At 43.3% G+C, this 21,002-nt stretch carries 15 protein-coding genes; 7 read left to right on the top strand and 8 right to left on the bottom strand.

What is annotated here, in order from left to right:
- Window positions 1-866 precede the first annotated feature (866 nt).
- The 5 genes from grpE (at window position 867) to H0S56_RS00055 (ending at window position 5,914) form a co-directional block, all read left to right on the top strand.
- Entirely contained in the window at window positions 867-1,415 is a 549-nt protein-coding gene (gene grpE, locus H0S56_RS00075; RefSeq protein WP_004647116.1) for a nucleotide exchange factor GrpE, read from the top strand.
- 119 nt (window positions 1,416-1,534) lie between these two features.
- Window positions 1,535-3,475, top strand: a complete 1,941-nt coding sequence (dnaK, locus tag H0S56_RS00070) for a molecular chaperone DnaK (protein ID WP_071852338.1) — start codon at window positions 1,535-1,537, stop codon at window positions 3,473-3,475.
- Between the two features lie 146 nt (window positions 3,476-3,621).
- Window positions 3,622-4,452 (top strand): OXA-134 family carbapenem-hydrolyzing class D beta-lactamase, encoded by an 831-nt coding sequence (blaOXA, locus tag H0S56_RS00065; RefSeq protein ID WP_195725358.1) that lies wholly within the window; start codon window positions 3,622-3,624, stop codon window positions 4,450-4,452.
- A gap of 70 nt (window positions 4,453-4,522) precedes the next feature.
- Complete coding sequence (locus H0S56_RS00060; RefSeq protein ID WP_005094835.1) at window positions 4,523-5,431, top strand: matrixin family metalloprotease; 909 nt, start codon at window positions 4,523-4,525, stop codon at window positions 5,429-5,431.
- A 105-nt stretch (window positions 5,432-5,536) separates the two neighbouring features.
- Window positions 5,537-5,914: a hypothetical protein gene (locus tag H0S56_RS00055; protein WP_016806936.1), complete on the top strand. Its 378-nt coding sequence runs from the start codon at window positions 5,537-5,539 to the stop codon at window positions 5,912-5,914.
- Between the two features lie 58 nt (window positions 5,915-5,972).
- Here H0S56_RS00055 and erpA read toward each other — a convergent pair whose 3' ends face one another.
- The 4 genes from erpA to H0S56_RS00035 all read right to left on the bottom strand — a co-directional run bounded on the left by erpA (window position 5,973) and on the right by H0S56_RS00035 (window position 9,900).
- On the bottom strand, window positions 5,973-6,308 hold the full coding sequence (erpA, locus tag H0S56_RS00050) for an iron-sulfur cluster insertion protein ErpA (RefSeq protein ID WP_004281944.1): 336 nt from the start codon (window positions 6,306-6,308) through the stop codon (window positions 5,973-5,975).
- A gap of 121 nt (window positions 6,309-6,429) precedes the next feature.
- A complete protein-coding gene (locus H0S56_RS00045; protein ID WP_005094842.1) occupies window positions 6,430-7,437 on the bottom strand; it encodes a putative solute-binding protein in 1,008 nt (335 codons plus the stop codon).
- 193 nt (window positions 7,438-7,630) lie between these two features.
- Window positions 7,631-8,641, bottom strand: a complete 1,011-nt coding sequence (locus H0S56_RS00040) for a putative solute-binding protein (RefSeq protein WP_195725357.1) — start codon at window positions 8,639-8,641, stop codon at window positions 7,631-7,633.
- A 254-nt stretch (window positions 8,642-8,895) separates the two neighbouring features.
- Window positions 8,896-9,900, bottom strand: a complete 1,005-nt coding sequence (locus tag H0S56_RS00035) for a putative solute-binding protein (protein ID WP_005094847.1) — start codon at window positions 9,898-9,900, stop codon at window positions 8,896-8,898.
- A 217-nt stretch (window positions 9,901-10,117) separates the two neighbouring features.
- Here H0S56_RS00035 and H0S56_RS00030 point away from each other — a divergent pair, with 217 nt between their 5' ends.
- Window positions 10,118-12,049 carry an ATP-binding cassette domain-containing protein gene (locus H0S56_RS00030; protein WP_195725356.1) on the top strand — a complete coding sequence of 644 codons (1,932 nt, stop codon included), beginning with the start codon at window positions 10,118-10,120 and terminating at the stop codon, window positions 12,047-12,049.
- 341 nt (window positions 12,050-12,390) lie between these two features.
- Window positions 12,391-13,554 (top strand): zinc-dependent alcohol dehydrogenase, encoded by a 1,164-nt coding sequence (locus tag H0S56_RS00025; RefSeq protein ID WP_195725355.1) that lies wholly within the window; start codon window positions 12,391-12,393, stop codon window positions 13,552-13,554.
- A gap of 1,177 nt (window positions 13,555-14,731) precedes the next feature.
- Here the strand turns inward: H0S56_RS00025 and gyrB are convergent.
- The 4 genes from gyrB to dnaA all read right to left on the bottom strand — a co-directional run bounded on the left by gyrB (window position 14,732) and on the right by dnaA (window position 21,002).
- Window positions 14,732-17,203, bottom strand: a complete 2,472-nt coding sequence (gene gyrB, locus H0S56_RS00020; RefSeq protein WP_195725354.1) for a DNA topoisomerase (ATP-hydrolyzing) subunit B — start codon at window positions 17,201-17,203, stop codon at window positions 14,732-14,734.
- 56 nt (window positions 17,204-17,259) lie between these two features.
- A complete protein-coding gene (gene recF, locus H0S56_RS00015; RefSeq protein WP_004728979.1) occupies window positions 17,260-18,339 on the bottom strand; it encodes a DNA replication/repair protein RecF in 1,080 nt (359 codons plus the stop codon).
- 28 nt (window positions 18,340-18,367) lie between these two features.
- Window positions 18,368-19,516 carry a DNA polymerase III subunit beta gene (gene dnaN / locus H0S56_RS00010; RefSeq protein WP_195725353.1) on the bottom strand — a complete coding sequence of 383 codons (1,149 nt, stop codon included), beginning with the start codon at window positions 19,514-19,516 and terminating at the stop codon, window positions 18,368-18,370.
- 109 nt (window positions 19,517-19,625) lie between these two features.
- Window positions 19,626-21,002 (bottom strand): chromosomal replication initiator protein DnaA, encoded by a 1,377-nt coding sequence (gene dnaA / locus H0S56_RS00005; RefSeq protein ID WP_004281934.1) that lies wholly within the window; start codon window positions 21,000-21,002, stop codon window positions 19,626-19,628.

Raw genomic sequence — 21,002 nt, 5'->3', positions numbered from 1 at the left:
GCTTATGCTTCTCAGCAATTCAACCAGAACATCCTGTTCTCTACACAAATTATCCTATCGAATCAACTTGCGCTCATGAAGCGAACATTCACTATCCAAGCTGTAAGTTTTATCTTACAAACCGCTAAAATAGAGACGACTGATTCCAACAAATTCAAAAAAGGTAAATTCTGGACAAAAAAAAGGCTTATCTAGAGAACAGGATAAGCCACGAAAACACATTTCAAAATAAGAAGAAACTACAGCGATAGAATCTGGAATAAATATTAATCAAAAGTTCATCTATTGTGAAAGACTTTATTGCTTAGATATTAATCGTTTTTATGTCTAATAAATAAACAGGCAAAAAAAAGCTGAGTTTTGGGGATACTCAGCTTGAAAAAAGCAACTCTAAAATAGGGCAACAGCAACCCGGTTCGGCTCTCTCCTCTGAACAAGGTCGCTGTTAATAGAAGTATGATGCAATTTTTTTACCAATACTTAAAACGGATTAAAATTATTAATTTGATTCAAAAATACGATTATTCATTTTTTATATTTATTTTCAAATACTTAATTCTTAGATTTAGTCGCTAATTAAATCTATTCAGTTCAAAATTCGGATTCATCGCTGCTGATGTCCGTGTATTTTATTCTCATCCTATCCTGCTGTTGTGTTCTGAATAGCTTGTTCTGCTATCCGCTGGATTCAGTATTTTGTATAAATCTTAAATTTAATCTGGGTCGACGCTTGAATTTTTACACCCTGCCCCGATTTCTTTAGGTAATCAAGAACTTCACAACCATGGCAGTTCAGCATAAACGCAGTGAACACTGAGGCCTAAGGACTGTACATGTTTAAGAACCCATTTAAACGGAGTAAATCAATGGCGACTGAGCAAAACGAGCAAGCTCAACAACTTGAGCAAGAGCAAGCGGAACAAGATACAGCGCAAACTCAAGCTGAAACCGAGCAGGCTGAAGTTTCCGTTGAGTCTTTACAAGAGCAGATTGCGCAGCTTGAAGGTGACTTGAAGTTAGAAAAAGCCCGTACCGCCAACGCAGTCTATGAAGCACAAAAAAGTGTTGAACGTATTCAGCGTGAATCTGAAAAGCATAAAGATACGGTTCTGGAAAAATTCTCTAAAGAGCTTCTAGAAACAGTCGACAATCTGGAGCGTGCCATTGTGGCTGCAGGTGAAGAGCAAACACCATTGCGTGAAGGCGTTGAACTGACGCTTAAATCTTTATTGCATACCTTGGAGAAATTTGGGGTTGTGGCAGTAGACACCAACAATGGTTTTAATGCTGACCTGCATCAGGCAGTCGGTATTGATCCAAATGCCAAAGCCAATGAAATTGGGACTGTTTTGCAAAAAGGTTACACGCTTAACAGTCGCTTATTGCGTCCTGCCATGGTAATGGTCGGCGCTTAAGCCAAATAAATTTCGAGAGTTTGTGAAATTTTTCAAAAAATTTACTTGAAAAAAATCGAACGGCTCTCATATCGGATAACAAGTGTAAATCACAAAAAAATTTTAGAGGAAACATCCAAATGGCTAAAATCATTGGTATTGACTTAGGTACTACAAACTCATGTGTTGCAGTACTTGAAGGCGACAAAGTTAAAGTAATCGAAAACGCTGAAGGCGCGCGTACCACTCCATCTATTATTGCCTATAAAGATGGCGAAATTCTGGTAGGTCAATCTGCAAAGCGTCAAGCAGTAACGAATCCGAAAAACACATTGTTCGCGATCAAACGTTTGATCGGTCGTCGTTATGAAGACCAAGCGGTACAAAAAGATATCGGCTTAGTTCCTTACAAAATCATCAAAGCTGACAACGGTGATGCTTGGGTTGATGTCAACGACAAAAAATTGGCACCACAACAGGTTTCTGCTGAAATCTTGAAAAAGATGAAGAAAACTGCTGAAGACTACCTGGGCGAAACAGTGACTGAAGCAGTGATTACTGTTCCAGCTTACTTCAACGATGCACAACGTCAAGCAACTAAAGATGCAGGTAAAATCGCAGGTCTAGAAGTTAAACGTATCATCAACGAGCCAACTGCTGCGGCACTTGCGTTCGGTATGGACAAGAAAGAAGGCGACCGTAAAATCGCGGTTTACGACTTGGGTGGTGGTACTTTCGACGTTTCAATCATTGAAATTGCTGACCTTGATGGCGACCAGCAAATCGAAGTATTGTCGACTAACGGTGACACATTCCTAGGTGGTGAAGACTTCGATAACGCGTTAATCGAGTTTCTGGTTGAAGAGTTCAAGAAAGAACAAAACTTTAACCTGAAACAAGATCCACTTGCACTTCAACGTTTAAAAGAAGCTGCTGAGAAAGCGAAGATCGAGCTTTCTTCTTCAAATGCAACTGAAATCAACCTTCCATACATCACTGCTGATGCGACAGGTCCTAAACACTTAGTGATCAACGTAACACGTGCAAAACTTGAAGGTCTGGTTGCTGACCTGGTTGCGCGTACCATTGAACCTTGCCGTATTGCGCTTAAAGATGCGGGTCTTTCGACTTCTGACATCTCTGACGTCATCTTGGTGGGTGGTCAGTCTCGTATGCCAATGGTTCAACAGAAGGTTCAAGAATTCTTCGGTAAAGAGCCACGTAAAGATGTAAACCCTGACGAAGCAGTAGCCATGGGTGCTGCGATTCAAGGTGCGGTACTTTCAGGTGACAAAACTGACGTACTTCTACTTGATGTAACTCCGTTGACACTTGGTATTGAAACCATGGGCGGCGTGTTGACTGCAATTATCGAGAAAAACACCACGATTCCTGCGAAGAAATCTCAAGTGTTCTCAACCGCTGCGGACAACCAGCCTGCTGTAGACATTTCAGTTTACCAAGGTGAGCGTAAAATGGCGCAGCAAAACAAACTATTGGGTAACTTCCAGTTAGGCGACATTCCACCTGCTCCACGTGGTGTGCCACAAATTGAAGTATCTTTCGACATCAACGCTGATGGTATTTTGAAAGTATCTGCAAAAGACAAGAGCACTGGTAAAGAGCAATCGATCCAGATTAAAGCAAACTCAGGTTTGTCTGATGCTGAAATCGAAGCAATGATCAAAGATGCTGAAGCGAATGCTGAAGAAGACCGTAAATTTGAAGAGCTTGCAAAAGCACGTAACGAAGCGGATGCTTTAGTTGCTTCTTCACAAAAAGCAGTGAAAGATCTTGGCGAGCAAGTGACTGCAGACGAAAAAACTGCAATCGAAACTGCGGTTTCTGAGCTTGAAGCTGCAACTAAAGAAAATGACGTTGAAGAAATCAAAGCGAAAACTGAAGCGCTGCAAAACATCATCATGCCAATTACACAACGTGCATATGAAGCAGCTCAAGGCCAAGGCGGTGCGCAAGGTTTTGATCCGAATGCATTCCAAGGCGGCGAAGGTCAATCTCAAAAAGCGGACGACGGCGTTGTAGATGCTGAGTTCACTGAAGTAAAAGATGACAAGAAATAATTTGTCGCTTTAACTGAAAAAACCGCGCGAAAGCGCGGTTTTTTTATGTCTCGACTTGAAAGAATAAAATAAAAATTACCTAAATTTGATCGTATTTGCAGGAAAAGATGTATAAGTTAAATCAAACATTAAAATACCCTAAACCCATGAAAATTCTGATTTTGCTGGCTTTATTTAGTTGTTTGGGCCTGACAGCGTGTAGTCTGCCCGTTTCATCTTCTCCCTCTCAAAGCACTTCGACTCAATCGACTCAAGCCATTGCCCAATTATTTGATCAGGCGCAAAGCTCTGGCGTTTTAGTGATTCAGCGTGGTCAAAAGATCCTGGTCTATGGCAATGATTTAAGCCGTGCAGATACCGAATATGTTCCTGCCTCTACCTTTAAAATGCTCAATGCTCTGATTGGCCTGCAACATGGCAAAGCCACAACCAATGAAATTTTTAAATGGGATGGCAAGAAACGCAGTTTTGCAGTCTGGGAAAAAGACATGACTCTCGGCGAAGCCATGCAAGCTTCTGCTGTACCCGTGTATCAGGAACTGGCACGTCGTATTGGCCTTGAACTGATGCAACAGGAAGTACAACGCATCCAATTTGGTAATCAGCAGATTGGTCAACAGGTCGATAACTTCTGGTTGTTAGGCCCTTTGAAAGTTACTCCAAAACAGGAAGTCCAATTTGTCTCTGCTCTAGCCCGAGAGCAACTGGCCCTTGATCCTCAAGTCCAGCAACAAGTCAAAGCCATGTTATTTTTACAGGAGCGGAAAGCTTATCGACTATATGTCAAATCCGGTTGGGGCATGGATGTGGAACCGCAAGTCGGCTGGCTCACCGGCTGGTTTGAAACACCGCAGGCTGAAATCGTGGCATTTTCACTCAATATGCAGATGCAAAATGGTATAGATCCGGCGATCCGCCTTGAAATTTTGCAGCAGGCTTTGGCCGAATTAGGGCTTTATCCAAAAGCTGAAGGATGATGCAAATAAGCATGGGAAAGGCATTAAAATTAAGCTATATTTTTAAAAAATAGACATTTAAATAAAAAATATGCGTCTTCTGCTCTGTCTGCTCGTAGTGGGATTGATCATGTCTGCCTATCTACATATGCAGGCCCAAACCCATCCACAACTGCGCTATAACTCGCTGGCTGATCGTTTGACGCATCCTTTCGATACACGCTTACGTTTCCGGATTGATCAGGTCGATTCAGGCTTTGGACTAAGTAAAGATCAGGTCATTCAACTGAGCAAGGAAGCGATCGAAATCTGGCATCAGGGAAGCAATCGTGATGATTTGATGGTCTATGATGAAAATGCCAGGCTGAGTATTCACCTGATCTATGATCAACGCCAGCAAGACTATGATGCCTTGAAGAAAGTCGAAAAACAGTTGCTGGCAGATGACGCCAAGTATCAACGTCAGGTCAAAAATCTGGAAGCATCCCATCAGCATCTGGAAAGTCAGCAGCAACGCCTGATCCAGCAAAGAGATCAGATGAATAGTGAATTTCAGGCCTTACAGCAACGACGCCGTCAGCCAAATTTATCTGCTTATGAACATGAGCAGATTGAATATGAGGTTTTGGCTTTACAGCGCAAATCGGAAAGTTTTCAACGGGAACTTCAGTACCTTCAGGAACAGCAAAGTTCCTTTAATATGAATGTTTCCATGCATCAACATGGTCTGCAAAACCATCAGCAGAATATCATTCAAGCCCAACAGCGTTTCCCTGCCCGCGAATTTCATAAAGGCGTGTTTATGGGTGATCAAATTCATGTCTATCAGTTTGATGCAGAAGATGATCTCCGTCTGACTCTGGCACATGAACTCGGACATGCCTTGGGGCTGTATCACCATAATGACCCGGAAGCACTGATGTATCCGGTGCTGGGTAAACAGAATCTGCAACACTTCCAGCTGCGACCTGCAGACAAGACCTTGCTTTATAACCGTTAAGTGATCAGCTTGAATTCCCTAATTAATTTAAGTGTATAAGTATTATAAAAAACACTCTATTCTGATTTCATGTTATTGTGATTGGCTACATTGTTCAGGCCATCTTTGGAGATTCGTGTGAGTTACTACCATATTTTAATTGAAGTAAATGACCACATTAGTACGATTGATGAAACCCGTGATATCGAAATCTTTGATATCGAGGACATCCAACCCTATCTTCATTCGATTTTGCTGCCTTATTTCAATGAACAACTGATTGAACTCGACGATGAAAATCTGGAATATAAAGATATTCTGCATCTGGAAATCAAACAGACCTTATTACCGATCAATGACCTGATCGAAGAAGAACAGCGTCTGTTGCCAAGCGATACCGACATTACCATTAGCGCCTATGAAATTTTCAATAACCGCGAGTTGAGTCAGGATGTCACTACCGTGATCTTTGACCTGCTTGAAGCGGTAAAACTGGATAGCTAAACGTTCTTCCAGATATAAAAAAGTCCTCATTGAGAGGACTTTTTTTTTGTGCATGGATTTAGATCGAGAATGAAGATCCACAACCACAGGTCGTGGTCGCATTCGGGTTTTGTACCACAAAACGTGAACCTTCCAGACCTTCTAAATAATCTACCACCGAACCGACCAGATATTGATAACTCAATGAATCGACCAGGACTTTAACATCGCCATTGGCAAATTCTGCATCATCTTCATTCTGGCTTTCTGCAAAATTAAAGCCATAAGAGAAACCTGAACAGCCGCCACCGGTCACATAGACACGGAGCATTAAGTCTTGGTTACCTTCACTGTCACGCAACTGGCGTACTTTATTTGCGGCATTGTCGGTGAGCACAAGCGCTTGGGCATTCATGGCGGATTCCTCTGTTGAATGGAATGTCTTTAAAAAGAAAAGACCATGTTTAAGTATAGCACACTCAATATATGGTCAGTCTCTACAGATTAAAAGTCAAATCAGAGTAATTTTATCAGGATTATTTGTAGTTCTCATCCTGTAAGGCACATTCAAAGTTTTTCGGGTTCTGTTTGCAGCGGAATTGCCATAACAATTTCATCATACGTTTGTCATAAACACCGCGTTTGGTCAGGTCAATTCGGGAATCCCGCATCATTTTCTGGTAACCCGATTTGTCTGCAGCAGGAATATCCATCCAGTATTTTGCTGGAATGTCCGCTTTCATTTTCCCCAAAATACCAAAGGCACGCGGTAACTGACTTCTCACCCATTCACGTGATTTTTGTCCGTAACCTGCCGGAAATTTATCTGGACGGATAATGATATTGCCTGTGACCTGCAACACCGGATAATTCACAATCGCGCCTTTGTTACCCAAGCCTTTATGTAATTCCAGCGGTTTAAATACTGCTGCTGGTGCACCAATAATATCCACCTGGCCATTGTTAAACTTGGCACCAAAATTGGTGACATCGGCACTCACCGCCTGTGCGCCGACCTGCTGTACCATGATTTTTTGTGCTTCATCATAATCAAGTACGGCAATTTTTTTACCAGCGGCTTTAGCAACGGTATTAATACTGCGGTCGTTCACCAGCAGGAAAGCATCACCCACAGGAATGACACCGACTACCTCATATTTACCTTGCAGCATATGTTTGGCAAAGGTCGGACTGGCCAGTCCCTGCATTACTTTAACTGCCAGATTCAGATCTGGAATCGCGCCAATAGCATCGAGTGAACCGGTAAAATTATTGAACTGACGGCCACGCATCCCGGTCACACTAATGCCGTCACATTTTCCAGCTTTAAAATCTTCTGCAACCACCGCTTCATTGGTATTCACCCGCAGTTCGACATCTGCACCCCAATTTTTGGCCGCCAACTGATAGTCTTTCATCACACTATAGACATCACCGTTTTTACCAACCAGATCAAATACGCAAATCACCTGTTTAGCTTGCGCCAGACCTGAAACAGCCAGTGTCGCCGTAGCCAATGCCAGTGCTTTCCATCCTCTATGCATCATCCTCATTTCCTTATCGCTTGTTTTTGTTATTGCACTTTTAGTCACATGTGATTGTTTTTTATATAAAACATGCGAATTTAATAGTTAATCAAGCTTAAGCTATTTTATTCGCTGCACAATGGCAGATCTGACCTGGTTCAGCCATAAAAAAAGCCTAGATCAATCTAAGCTTTTTTCTTTAAAAATCAGATTATTCGCCAGCAATTGAACATTCAAAGTTGGCCTTATCGACAGAACAGCGTGCACGTTTTAAGACCGACATCATGCTAGCATCATAGATTCCGCGTTTGGTCATATCCATCCGGCCATCACGTAACATTTTCTGATACTTGGTTTTATCTTCAGCGCTCAGATTCATTTTATATTTCGACGGAATACCCGCTTCCAGACGGCTGATCATCCCCATGCTCTTTGGCAGGTTTTTGATAAACCAGTCACGCGATTTCTGTCCAAAACCTGCGGGGAATTTTTCCGGACGAATTACAAAATCAGAGGTGACATGCAGTACCGGGAAATTAAACATTGCGCCGTTATTACCCAGACCTTTATAGATTTCTAATGGCTTGTAGGCATAAGCAGGTGCACCGATCATATCCACCTGACCATTGTTAAATTTGGCGACAAAGTTAGAAACATCGGAGATCACTGCCTGCGCACCGACGCGCTGTACCATGATTTTCTGGGCATCGTCATAGCCGAGTACGGCGAATTTCTTCCCTGCGGCTTTTTCAATCGAATTGATATTCTTGTCACGAACAAAAATAAATGCTGAACCCAACGGTGAAATACCGGCAATTTCGTATTTTTTGCCGCCCATATTACTGACCATTTTCGCTGCATTACGTTTGTCCAGAGCAAAACTGATCGCACGCTGGGCAATGGCATTACTTGGTGCACCGCCCAGTGCATCAATAGAACCGGCAAATTTATTGTATTGACGGGCACGCATGGCTGTCATAAACACACCATCACATTTACCGGCCTTGAAGTCATTGTCGGCAACCGCTTCATCCTGACGGGCAATCAGATTGATTTCTGCGCCCCAGCCTTTTGCAGCCAGTGCCCATTCTTGCGCCATCTGGAAAGACTCACCGGATTTACCCAGTAAGTCAAACACACAGATATCGACTTTTTCTGCATGCGCCGCACTTGCAAAACCAAATGCAGAGAATGCAGCCAATGATAAGAGTGTTTTTTTCATTGTAGTTATCCTTTGAAATCTTGTTATTCGCTGAGTGTCCGTACACGGGACAAATATTAAGCAAGTTTAATTAAAAAAAATAGAGCATTTACTCCATTTAAAACCGGCATTTTGGCCTATAAAGATAAATCAGCAATAGTTGCCTAAGTTATTTTTAAATATATATTTAAATATCAATATCTTAATATTTAAAACTGCTTTCTTATAATTACATTTACCCAGATATAGTTACAAAGATATACATGATTTCAGATTTATTCGCCACCAATCGAACATTCAAAATTGGTTCTTTCTACCGTACAACGCGCGCGTTTCAATACGTTCATCATGCCCTGATCATAAATCCCCTGTTTGGTTAAATCGATCCGCCCATCACGCAGAATCTTTTGGTAGGCCACACGATCTTCACGGCTTAGATTCAGAATATATTTGCTTGGAATCTCAGCTTCCATGCGCTTGACCATGGCAAAGCTGCGCGGTAACTGTTTCACAAACCAGTTTCGGGATTGTGCGGCAAAGCTTGCCGGAAACTTTTCCTGACGAATAATCAGATCAGCAGTGACATTAATCACCGGAAAATTAATCATTGCGCCTTGACGGCCTAGTCCTTTCTGTAATTCCAGCGGTTTAAATGCATAAGCCGGTGCAGCGACAATATCCACTTCGCCCTGATTAAACTTGCGAATAAAATTGGAAATTTCCGACATGACCGGTACTGCTTCAATCCGGTCGACCATGATTTTTTGCGCATAGTCATAATGCAGCACGGCAAATTTCTTGCCTTTGACCTGTTCCAGTTTATTTAGAGTACGATCACGAACAAAAATATAGGCTGGGCCAATCTGACCAATACCCGCCACTTCGAATTTTTCTTTGCCAATCTGGGTGATCAGGCGTTTGCTATTGCGTTTATCCAGTACATAGCTGATGGCTTTCATGGCAATGTCATTATTCGGCACGCCGCCAATTGCATCAATCGATCCAGCAAATTTGTTATAAGCCCGGGCACGCATTGAGGTCATATAGAAGGCATCACATTTTCCGGCTTTGACGTCCTGATCGACCTTGGCTTCATCCTGATAAGCGCTTAGCTGAATTTCGGCACCCCAGCCTTTTGCTGCCAGCGCCCATTCCTCCAGCAGTTTGTAAGACTCACCAGATTTCCCCAGTAAATCAAAAACACAGACATTCACTCTGGCTTGAGTTGAAGTCGACACCAAAATGCCCAGTGCCGATAAAATTAAACATCCCTTTTTCATTTTTATTTGACTCTATGATATTTTTTGCTCCATCAGCCTGAACTATAAACCACTGTTCATGCATAAAATAGAGCTTTTACTCAACTTATGCGTCCACCCTAGATCAATTGACAGAGGTGAAAAGCACACTCATTTCAGCAAAAACGGTAAGATTTTTCATTTTCACAGGGCTTTCCTTTAGAATAGGCGCATCTTATTTCTTAGCTTTGATTTCTCAATGATTCAGTTAGACCAGTTATCTATACGTCGCGGTGGACGTGTTTTATTTCAAAAAGCGTCGATGCAGTTACACCCAGGATGGAAAATTGGCCTAACCGGTGTCAATGGTGCTGGAAAATCAACCCTGTTTTCAGCCTTGCTCGGCGGCATGGAATCGGACACCGGTTCGCTGACCCGACCTGCGGTATGGACCGTAGCGCATATGGCTCAGGAAATCAAAGCACTGAATATGAAAGCCATTGATTTCGTCTTGTCGGGTGATGAAGAATACTGGGATATTCAGCAGAAACTCGATCAACCGGATCAACTGGATGATGCAGAACTGGCTCATTTATATGGCCGTTTTGATGAAATTTCAGGTTATTCTGCTCCTGCCAAAGCTTCACAACTGATGGCTGGTCTGGGCTTCTTTGAACATCAATCACAGCTGGATGTTTCAAGTTTTTCCGGTGGCTGGCGTATGCGTTTGAATCTGGCACGTACCCTGATGAGCCGATCAGACTTACTGCTCCTCGATGAACCAACCAACCATCTGGACTTGGACGCAATTCTCTGGCTCGAAGACTGGCTGAAAGCCTATGAAGGTACGCTGGTACTGATTTCGCATGACCGGGACTTCCTCGATGCGATTACCGATCACATTTTACATATCGAAAATCAGGAACTGATTTTATATACCGGTAACTATTCAACTTTTGAGCGCACCCGTAGTGAGCGTTTAGCGCAGCAGCAACAGGCGTATGAAAAGCAGCTGGAAACCCGCGCGCATCTGCAAAAATATATTGACCGTTTTAAAGCGCAAGCGACCAAAGCCAAACAGGCACAGAGCCGGATCAAACAGCTGGAACGAATGCAGGAACTATCTGCAGCCCATGTCGATACGCCATTTACCTTCAGTTTCCGTGAACCGACCAAAATGAGTTCGCCGTTATTGCAACTGGAACATGCCGATATTGGTTATGGCGACAAGCTGATTGTCACCAATGTAAATTTACAGATCACGCCAAACAGCCGGATCGGTTTGCTTGGGATGAATGGTGCCGGTAAATCCACGCTGATTAAATCGCTGGTCGGTGACCTGAAACTGATTCAGGGTCTGCGGAAAGATTCAGAATTACTGAATATTGGTTATTTTGCCCAGCATCAAATGGATGCACTGGATGGTAATGCCAGCCCAATGTTACAGCTTGCACGTATCGCAGATAAAAAAATCAGTGAAGCCAGTCTACGCTCCTTCTTGGGTAGTTTCGGTTTTAGTGGCGAACGTATGGATACGCCAAGCGAAAGCTTCTCAGGCGGTGAACGTGCACGTTTGGCCCTAGCACTGATTGTTTGGCAGCGTCCGAATGTACTGATTCTGGATGAGCCGACCAACCATTTAGACCTGGATATGCGTCATGCACTGACTATGGCTTTACAAGATTTTCAGGGCGCGGTAGTTCTAGTTTCGCATGAACGTCAGCTCATCGCCAGTGTCTGTGATGAACTGCTACTGGTACATAATGGTCAATGCCGTGAGTTTGATGGTGATCTTACTGCCTATGCTGACTGGTTACGCCAAGCCCGTATTGAGATGATTAAAAATGGGCAAAAGCCAGCAGAACCGGTGAAATCCCAAGTCGAAGTCAAACCGACTATTTCCAAACTGGACAAGGAAGCACAACGTAAGGAAGCTGCTCGCCAGCGGGAACTAAGTCGTCCGATTCGCAAGAATATTGAAAAATTCGAAGCACAGATGGCCAAACTACAGCCGCGACTGATTGAAATTGAAAACCTGCTGGGTGACAGTGCTTTATACGAAGCATCACGTAAAAATGATTTGCTGAAACTGATGAATGAGCAAACCGAGCTAAAAGCCAAACTGGAAACAGCCGAAGAGCAAATGCTAGAACTGATGATGGAACTGGAAAGTCTGGAACAGACGTTCTAAAGCTCTTTTAGTAAGATTTAAGATAAGAGATGAATGACCAACGTTGTTCATCTCTTTTTTATTCACTATTTTTAATGTTTTCTCTTCCATTTTCCCCCCTGTATTTTTTCATCTACGTCTAGATGTTTCTTTAATTCTGTTCTTTTCTATTCATTCGACACATAAGGTCATGAATTACACAAACCCTATATAAGTTTATTTTTTAAACAGTTGGATGCCTTATTTCATACATTAATTTACAGCGCGCTGTTTCATCCTAAGGCTCTAATACAAGTGTTTTTTAATTTTTGGCAGCCTTGCTACGAGTCTGTTTAATGTTGAACTAGAGAGAGGAAATCCGCATGCGTGCTCTTACCTATCATGGTGCTCGGGATGTACGAGTTGAATCCGTTCCAGATCCAGTGATTCAGGAACCAGATGACGTCATTTTAAGGGTGACAGCCACCGCCATCTGTGGCTCAGATCTGCATTTATACCGGGGGAAAATTCCGGCCACTGAAGACGGTGATATTTTCGGCCATGAATTTATGGGAATTGTAGAAGAAGTCGGCCCAGAAGTAACCGAAGTCAAAAAAGGTGACCGGGTGATTATTCCCTTTGTGATTGCATGCGGTCACTGTTTTTTCTGTGAACATGAACTCATGGCTGCCTGTGAAAATACCAATACCGGTCGTGGTGCAATTCTCAACAAAAAACAGATCCCACCAGGGGCAGCTTTATTTGGCTTTAGCCATCTGTATGGTGGTATACCGGGTGGTCAGGCTGAATATGTACGGATCCCCAAAGGCAATGTCGGACCATTTAAGGTGCCGGGTTCCCTGCCTGATGAAAAAGTATTATTCCTGACCGATATTCTGCCAACTGCGTGGCAAGCAGTGAATAATGCCCAAGTCGGTCGAGGTTCCAGTGTGGCGATTTATGGTGCTGGCCCGGTCGGTCTGCTGGCTGCTGCCTGCGCGCGGATGCTCGGTGCCGAGCAGATATTTATGGTCGATCACCACCCTTACCGTTTGCGTTTCGCGCATCAAACCTATGGGGTAATTCCCGTCAATTTTGATGAAGTCGATGCCGCTGAATTTATTATTCAAAATACTACGGGTTATCGTGGAGTCGATGCCGTCATTGATGCGGTCGGTTTTGAAGCCAAAGGCAGCATGCTGGAAACCGTAATGACCAACCTGAAATTAGAAGGTTCGAGTGGTTCAGCGCTAAGACAATGTATTGCAGCGGTCCGCCGCGGCGGTGTGGTGAGTGTACCTGGAGTTTATGCCGGTCCAATTCATGGCTTCCTGTTTGGTGATGCCTTTGACAAAGGTTTAACCTTTAAAATGGGGCAAACCCATGTACATAACTACTTGCCGCAGTTGCTAGAACATATTGAAAATGGAGATCTGTCTCCAGATCTGATTATTACCCATCGCATGAAACTGGAAGATGCTGTGGAAGGTTACCGTATTTTTGATAAAAAGGAAGAAGATTGTCGTAAAGTCATTCTAACACCATAAATATGATTAAAAAAAAGCGCCGTCAGGCGCTTTTTTATTTTTCATCGTCATTTTATCAATCCTCTTTTTCTTGTTCCTAATCAATATCATTTCAGCGATTCCCTCCCTCTTTTCTATCGAGTAATGAAAGAAGTTCCAGATTTTCAATAATGAAATCAAGAAATAAATCAAAAATGAGAAATAAAAAAGTTAAGCAAAAATCGATAAAAGTATGATTTTAAATAAAATGAAAGTTCACTTGATTATTAAATTAATTGTGTAGTTTAGCTACATCTTGAGTTTTTAACTCAAAATATGTTCCACGCTAATGATTAGATAAACTACACTATTCTTTCAAGAATATGATTTATAATAATTTTTTATTTTAAACCCAATATAAGGAATCGTCTGGCCATACGAGGAATATCTCGCCAAATCCCTTTAAAATTTAAAATGCTATTTTAAATTTAAAAACACTTATCCACAAGACAAGAGGGTTTAAATTTGAATTTAAAATGAAGGACTAATACATGGATTAAAGCTTGTGGAAAAATACTATCTTATTCATATAAAAATTATGGATAACTTCAGAGTTATCCACATCTCTGATCAGGCTTGCTATATGCTTAAAGCAATATTATTCACGTATTATTTAACTTATTAGACCAAACTTCTTATAAGTTATTGAAAATTTAAAATTTATTTTTAGCAGCTTTTTATATATTTTTGAGATATTGGATCTTCTGAATAGGCCATTTATTATTTTTTAGTCGAATCCACATGACGTATTCGATCTGTTTTTATTACACGTATCTTTAAATACCACTTTGACTAATACAGTTTTCACCCAGCATTCTGGACTGCGTACACACTCTTCATCGTATAAAGAGCGTTCTTCTACCTCACTTTCCTGTTCAAATATTATCTTCAAAACATCAATCTTGAGCGTTGTTATAACGATAGCTTCACTTAGGATTTCAAGTATTCTCCTGAGCTGCTGATGTATACATAAACCCTTTTTTTAGAATCGATCTAGCTTATTCAACTTGGCTTTTAAAAACTAAAATGAACCAGCTCTATATCTAAAAATCTGTCCAAAATTACTTTATTTTGCCTAGCTCACAGGATATGAATAAAAAATTGATCTAAAAAAGCGCCTCAAAAGGCGCTTTTTTATGTTTGATTTTATCCTGAGGGATCAGGCATCAATATCTGCATTCAAGGCATTTTCTTCAATGAAGGCACGACGTGGTTCTACATCATCGCCCATCAGACAAGAGAACATACGATCTGCTTCAATCGCATCGGTTACCGTTACTTGCAGCATATTACGATTGTCTGGATCCATAGTGGTTTCCCACAGCTGTTCCGCATTCATCTCACCCAGACCTTTATAACGCTGGATCATCATGCCACGACGTGAGTCCTGCAAGATATGCTGCCAAACCTGATGGAAATTGTTGACCTGAATCTTGCGGTCGCCTTTCTGTAAATATGCACCCTCTTCAAGCAGACTAAACCAGCTCTTCGAGTTCTTCAATAAACGTGCATATTCACTTGAACCTAGAAGCACAGAGTCTAATAGGTAGCTATGTGGCAAGTTATGCACATAGATCGTGATACGTGGCAACCAGCTTGCAGTTTTTTGACCATCTGCCAGTTCTTTTTCAAAACGCTCCAGGGTTAATTCTGGACGTAATGTTGGCTGAATGGCTTCAATCGCTGCACGCAGATTCTCACCCCATGTTTCCACATAGGTTTTGTCTTCCAGCTGATCCAGCTTAAAACCTTCCAGTGAAAGTAGTGCATCAAGCAGACTCGCAGGATAACGCTGGGTCAAACGTGCCAAGCTCTTCTGGGAAGTCTGATAATCAGCAATCACATTTGCCAGTGCTTCACCACGAATCGCAGGCGCTTCTGCACTGATATGCAGTTCCAGCTCATCAATCGCATTCGAAATTAGGTAAGTTTCCAGTGCATCATTGTCCTTGATGTACTGTTCCTGCTTGCCTTTTTTCAGCTTGTACAGTGGTGGCTGGGCAATATAGATATGACCACGTTCCACAAGTTCTGGCATTTGACGGAAGAAGAAGGTCAACAGCAGCGTACGGATGTGTGAACCATCGACGTCAGCATCGGTCATGATGATGATTTTATGATAACGCAGTTTGTCCGGATTATATTCCTCACGACCAATACCACAGCCGAGTGCGGTAATCAGCGTACCAACTTCAGCAGAGGAAATCATGCGGTCAAAACGGGCACGTTCCACGTTCAGGATCTTACCTTTCAGCGGTAAAATCGCCTGCATTTTACGGTTACGACCTTGCTTGGCTGAACCACCTGCAGAATCACCCTCGACCAGGTACAGTTCAGACAAAGCTGGATCTTTTTCCTGACAATCGGCCAGTTTACCTGGAAGACCGGCAATATCCAGCGCACTCTTACGACGTGTCATTTCGCGTGCTTTACGCGCTGCATCACGCGCACGTGCTGCATCAATGATCTTGCCAGCAATCGCTTTGGCTGCTTGTGGATTTTCCAATAAATATTCAGAAAATGCCTTGTTCATGGCCTGTTCAACAGCCGTTTTCACTTCACTCGACACCAGTTTTTCTTTAGTCTGTGAAGAGAATTTTGGATCAGGTACTTTGACTGACACGATGGCAGTCAGGCCTTCACGCGCATCATCACCCGAGACTGCGACTTTTTCCTTTTTCAGGATATTTTCGCTGTCCATGTAGTTGTTTAAACCACGGGTCAACGCAGCACGGAAACCGGCCAAATGCGTACCACCATCCTTTTGCGGGATGTTGTTGGTAAAGCAACGTACATTTTCCTGATAAGAATCATTCCACTGCAATGCGACTTCTACCGTAATACCGTTATCGGCCTGTGCAGCAGTGAAATGGAAAATATCATTCAGGTGAGTTTTGCCTTCGTTAATATATTTAACGAACTCAGACAGACCACCTTCATAATCAAAGACATGCTCGGCATTAATGCGTTCGTCACGCAGCACAATACGCACACCTGCGTTCAGGAACGACAGTTCACGCAAACGACGCGCCAAAATATCAACATTAAAAATGGTCTGACTAAAAGTCTCGGCACTTGGCCAGAAACGGACACGAGTACCGGTTTTATCGGTATCGCCCACTACTTTTAATGGATATTGAGAATCGCCATGACGGTATTCCTGTTCATAAGTTTTGCCCGCACGGCTAATATTTAATAGCAGTTTTTCAGACAGCGCATTGACCACCGAAACACCAACGCCATGCAGACCGCCAGAGACTTTATAACTGTTGTCGTCGAACTTACCACCGGCATGCAGAATGGTTAAAATTACTTCTGCTGCAGACACGCCTTCTTCAGGGTGAATGTCGGTCGGAATACCACGACCATTATCAGATACTGAAACCGATTCATCTTCATGGATCGTCACTATAATTTCATCACAGTGGCCTGCCAAGGCTTCATCAATCGAGTTATCGACTACTTCAAACACCATGTGGTGCAGGCCTGTACCATCGTCTGTGTCACCAATGTACATGCCCGGACGCTTACGTACTGCGTCTAAACCACGTAATACCTTGATGCTAGAGGAATCATAAGCCTTTTCAATGGTTTGTTCTGTTTGAGAAGCAGCTTGATCTTCTGAACTCATGGTTTCTCCCTAGTGAAAAATAGGTCTATCCAAAGATGGGTAAAACTCAAAAAATATTATTGCACAACTTGAACTGTACCGTTTTCAACACTGAATAACTGATATGAGATAGACAAATCATGTAAGTGCTTTTGTACTGATTCATGGTCTAAGGTGGTAATAAAAACTTGACTACCAAGTTGGCTCAATCGCTCAATTAAACGTTGTTGTGCGGTTAAATCTAATTCTGCTGTCACATCATCTAATAATACCACAGTTTCCTTATTACAAGAATGGAGCATTGCGATTTGCGACAGTTTTAGTGCGATCATCAGCAGCTTTTTCTGACCCCGCGACAGGATCACGTCGGCATCCCCCATCGGGGTCTTTAAACGCAAATCCGCGCGATGTGGACCATATTCGGTATAGCGTCGCTCACAGTCTTTTTCATGCTGGTTGGTCAGATCATTCAGCAGGCCAGTTTCACTGTGAAAGCCCGGACTGTATTCCAGACTGACTTGCAAATCAGGTAATAACTGTTTCAGGTCATCTTCAAAAAAGGGCTTCCATTGTTCCACAATCCCGACACGTTGCGAGTGCAGGATTTCACCATATTCACTCAGCATCTGGTTCCACGGTTCCAGATCAGACAGACTGAGAAAGCGTTTGCTTTTGAGCAGACTATTTCGCTGTTTCAGCGCACGAGAATAATATTGCCAGGCATGATAAAACTCTGGTTCCACGTGGAACATTAACCAGTCGAGCAATTGACGTCGTGGTTTGGCACCATGATCGATGATATCGGTACTTTGTGGATCAATCAGTTGCAAGGGTAACAGTTTGGCCAGTTGTCCCTGAGTTGCCACTAGATCGCCATTGACCTTGATCAACTGTTCCCCGCTGGCCATTTTTTGCATGCCTATTTTTTCAGTCGCAGATTGTGCAAACACAATCGCATCCTGTGCGCCATGCTGGATATAATTTTTGGGAATATGGGTACGGAAAGAACGACCAGCAGCAAGTAAATGAATCGCCTCTAAAATCGAGGTTTTACCTGAACCATTTTGGCCATAAAAAACATTAAACGGCTGCAATCCGTGGAGAGCAACCGTCTTTAAATTCCGCACACGCTCAATATGTAAACGCGTAATATGCATGTCTTATATAAATATCAAGAGCCGCGGCTTAAACACGCATCGGCATGACGACATAGGTTTGATCCGTATGCGCCGGGTCTTGTACCAAGACAGACTGATTCGCTTCAGTCATGGTCATTGACACATCATCGCCATCCAGCACACCGAGTACTTCAATCAGATACTGCGCATTAAATGACATTTCTAGCGGTGAATCAGCATATTGAATCGCCAGATCTTCAATCGCTTCATCCTGCTCCGGGTTATTGGCGCGAAGTTGCAAAGAATCGGCATTAAAGTTTAGAAACACACCACGAAGTTTTTCATTACTTAAAATCGCCACACGTTGCAAAGACTGCTTGAACACGTCATGTGCGATCATCACCACTTTGTCGCCACCACGTGGAATCACACGGCGATAATCCGGAAATTTACCATCAATCAATTTAGTGGTGAAACGCACGGTAATGTTCGCCTGTTCCTTGTCACGGCTTGGCATATTGATGGTCACATTGAGCAGTTCACGACCAATCAATAGAGATAATTGCTCATCTTCAACGCTGAGCAGGCGCTGTAATTCTGCAACGGCCTTACGTGGCACAATCGCCTGAATCGGTTGTGCTGCAGTGGATTGTGCCGCTGTTTCACACAGTGCCAGACGGTGGCCATCGGTGGTCACAGCACGTAGCTGATTGGCATCAATTTCCAGCAAGGTACCGGTCAGGTAAAAACGTACATCCTGAACCGCCATGGCAAAAGCAGTTTTTTCGAACAGGCGTTTTAGCTCACGCTGTGTCACCGTTACTTGCGTGCCTTGGGTGTTTTCAGTGTTCAGCAATGGATAATCATCAGCAGGCAATGTCCCCAGTACAAAACGGCTGTTGCCTGATTTAAGGATGCAGCGCTGATCTTCAGTGATATGCAAATCCACCAATGCTGCTGAAGGAAGTGACTTACAGATATCAATCAGCTTACGTGCAGGAACTGTGGTCTCGCCTTCCTGCAAACATGCACCTTCAGCCAGTGCTGTACTCGCCACCAGTTCAACTTCCAGATCGGAACCGGTCACGGTCAATGCTTGCGCAGTCACCTGAATTTTCAGGTTAGACAAGATATTCAAGGTATGGCGACGTTCAACCGCTCCTACGACATGTGAGAGAACATTCAGTAAGCTTTCTTTCGCGATTTTTAAACGCACGGTGCATTCCTCTAAAGCTGAAGATTAATATAGAAAAAGTGATTTTTTTGACGGTTTACTATGCGGCAAAAGCAGCCGCATAGCAAGAATAGAATTTGAGCGATTTAGGTCAACTTTGCAACAGACGTTGCAAGTTTTTATAGTCTTCGTTAAAGATCGGATCTTCTTCACGCAGACTCTGTACTTTCTCGCAGGCATGCATCACGGTACTGTGATCACGCCCCCCAAAAGCCATGCCAATTTCCGGAAAACTGTCGCCTGTTAATTCACGTGCCAGCCCCATCGCCAGTTGACGTGGGCGGGCATAAATCCGGGTGCGTTTTGGACCGACCAGTTCTTTCAGCGGAATCCGGAAATACTCACTCACGACACGCTGAATATTTTCAGTACTGATAGTACGGGCACGAATCGCCAGCACATCTTTTAAAGATTCACGCACCACATCCAGATCAATTGGTGTGCCTTTAAAACGTGAAATCGCCACCACTTTGTTCAGCGCACCTTCCAGCTCACGCACGTTAGCCACCACCTGCTGGGCAATAAACAGCGCACAGTTACGTGGTAAATCAACCTGGTTGCTTTCTGCTTTTTTCAGCAGAATTTCAATTCGGGTTTCAATATCTGGTGGTTCAACTCCGACCGACAACCCCCAGGAAAAACGTGAAACCAGACGTGGATCCAGTTCGGTTAGCTCTTTAGGATAACGATCTGAAGTCAGAATAATCTGTTTGGACTCATCCAGCAGTGCGTTAAAGGTGTAGAAAAACTCGACCAGACTGGCCTCTTTACCGGCCAGCAAGTGAATATCATCGACCAGTAATAAATCCAGAGAACGGCAATTTTTCTTAAACTCTTCGACTTTGCCCTGTTGCAACGAGCTGACAAAGTCCTGCACAAAACTTTCTGCGGTCATGTACATGACACGTGCATTCGGTTTTGCCTGCAACAATGCATTGCCCACGGCCTGCATCAAATGGGTTTTACCCAGACCCGTCGGACCATATAAAAATAAGGGGTTGTGCTGTGAAGCCCCCAGCTGGGTCAATACCTTGCGACAGGTTTCTGCCGCCATCTGGTTAGATCGACCTTCTACAAACAACGAGAAGGTAAACAATGGATTCAACTGACGTCTACGGCTATTTTTGCCGCTGTCTTCTTTTTCTTTCTTCGGTTTCGGCACCGGCATCGGTGTCGAGGTTAATGCCGCAGTCGTGGTCGCCGGTTGTTCACTGGCAGATAAAATTGCCCCTGGACGTGAATCCACTAAAATTTCGACCTTGCGTACCCGTCCTTCAGACAATTGCTCTGCCAGAATCGTGATCAGTTCCAGATGATGTTCTTGAATGTAACGCGTCCAGTAAGGATTAGGTGCATACAAACGCAAGCTGTCTTCCAGCTCTTCTGCAACCAATGGGCGAATCCACATTGTAAAGACATTTCCAGAGAGCTCTTGTCGCAGGCGATTTAAGCAGTCCGTCCAAAGCAT

This window comes from Acinetobacter lwoffii (assembly GCF_015602705.1).
Classification (GTDB): Bacteria; Pseudomonadota; Gammaproteobacteria; order Pseudomonadales; family Moraxellaceae; genus Acinetobacter; species Acinetobacter lwoffii_E.
This window is presented reverse-complemented; position numbering and strand designations above follow the sequence as displayed.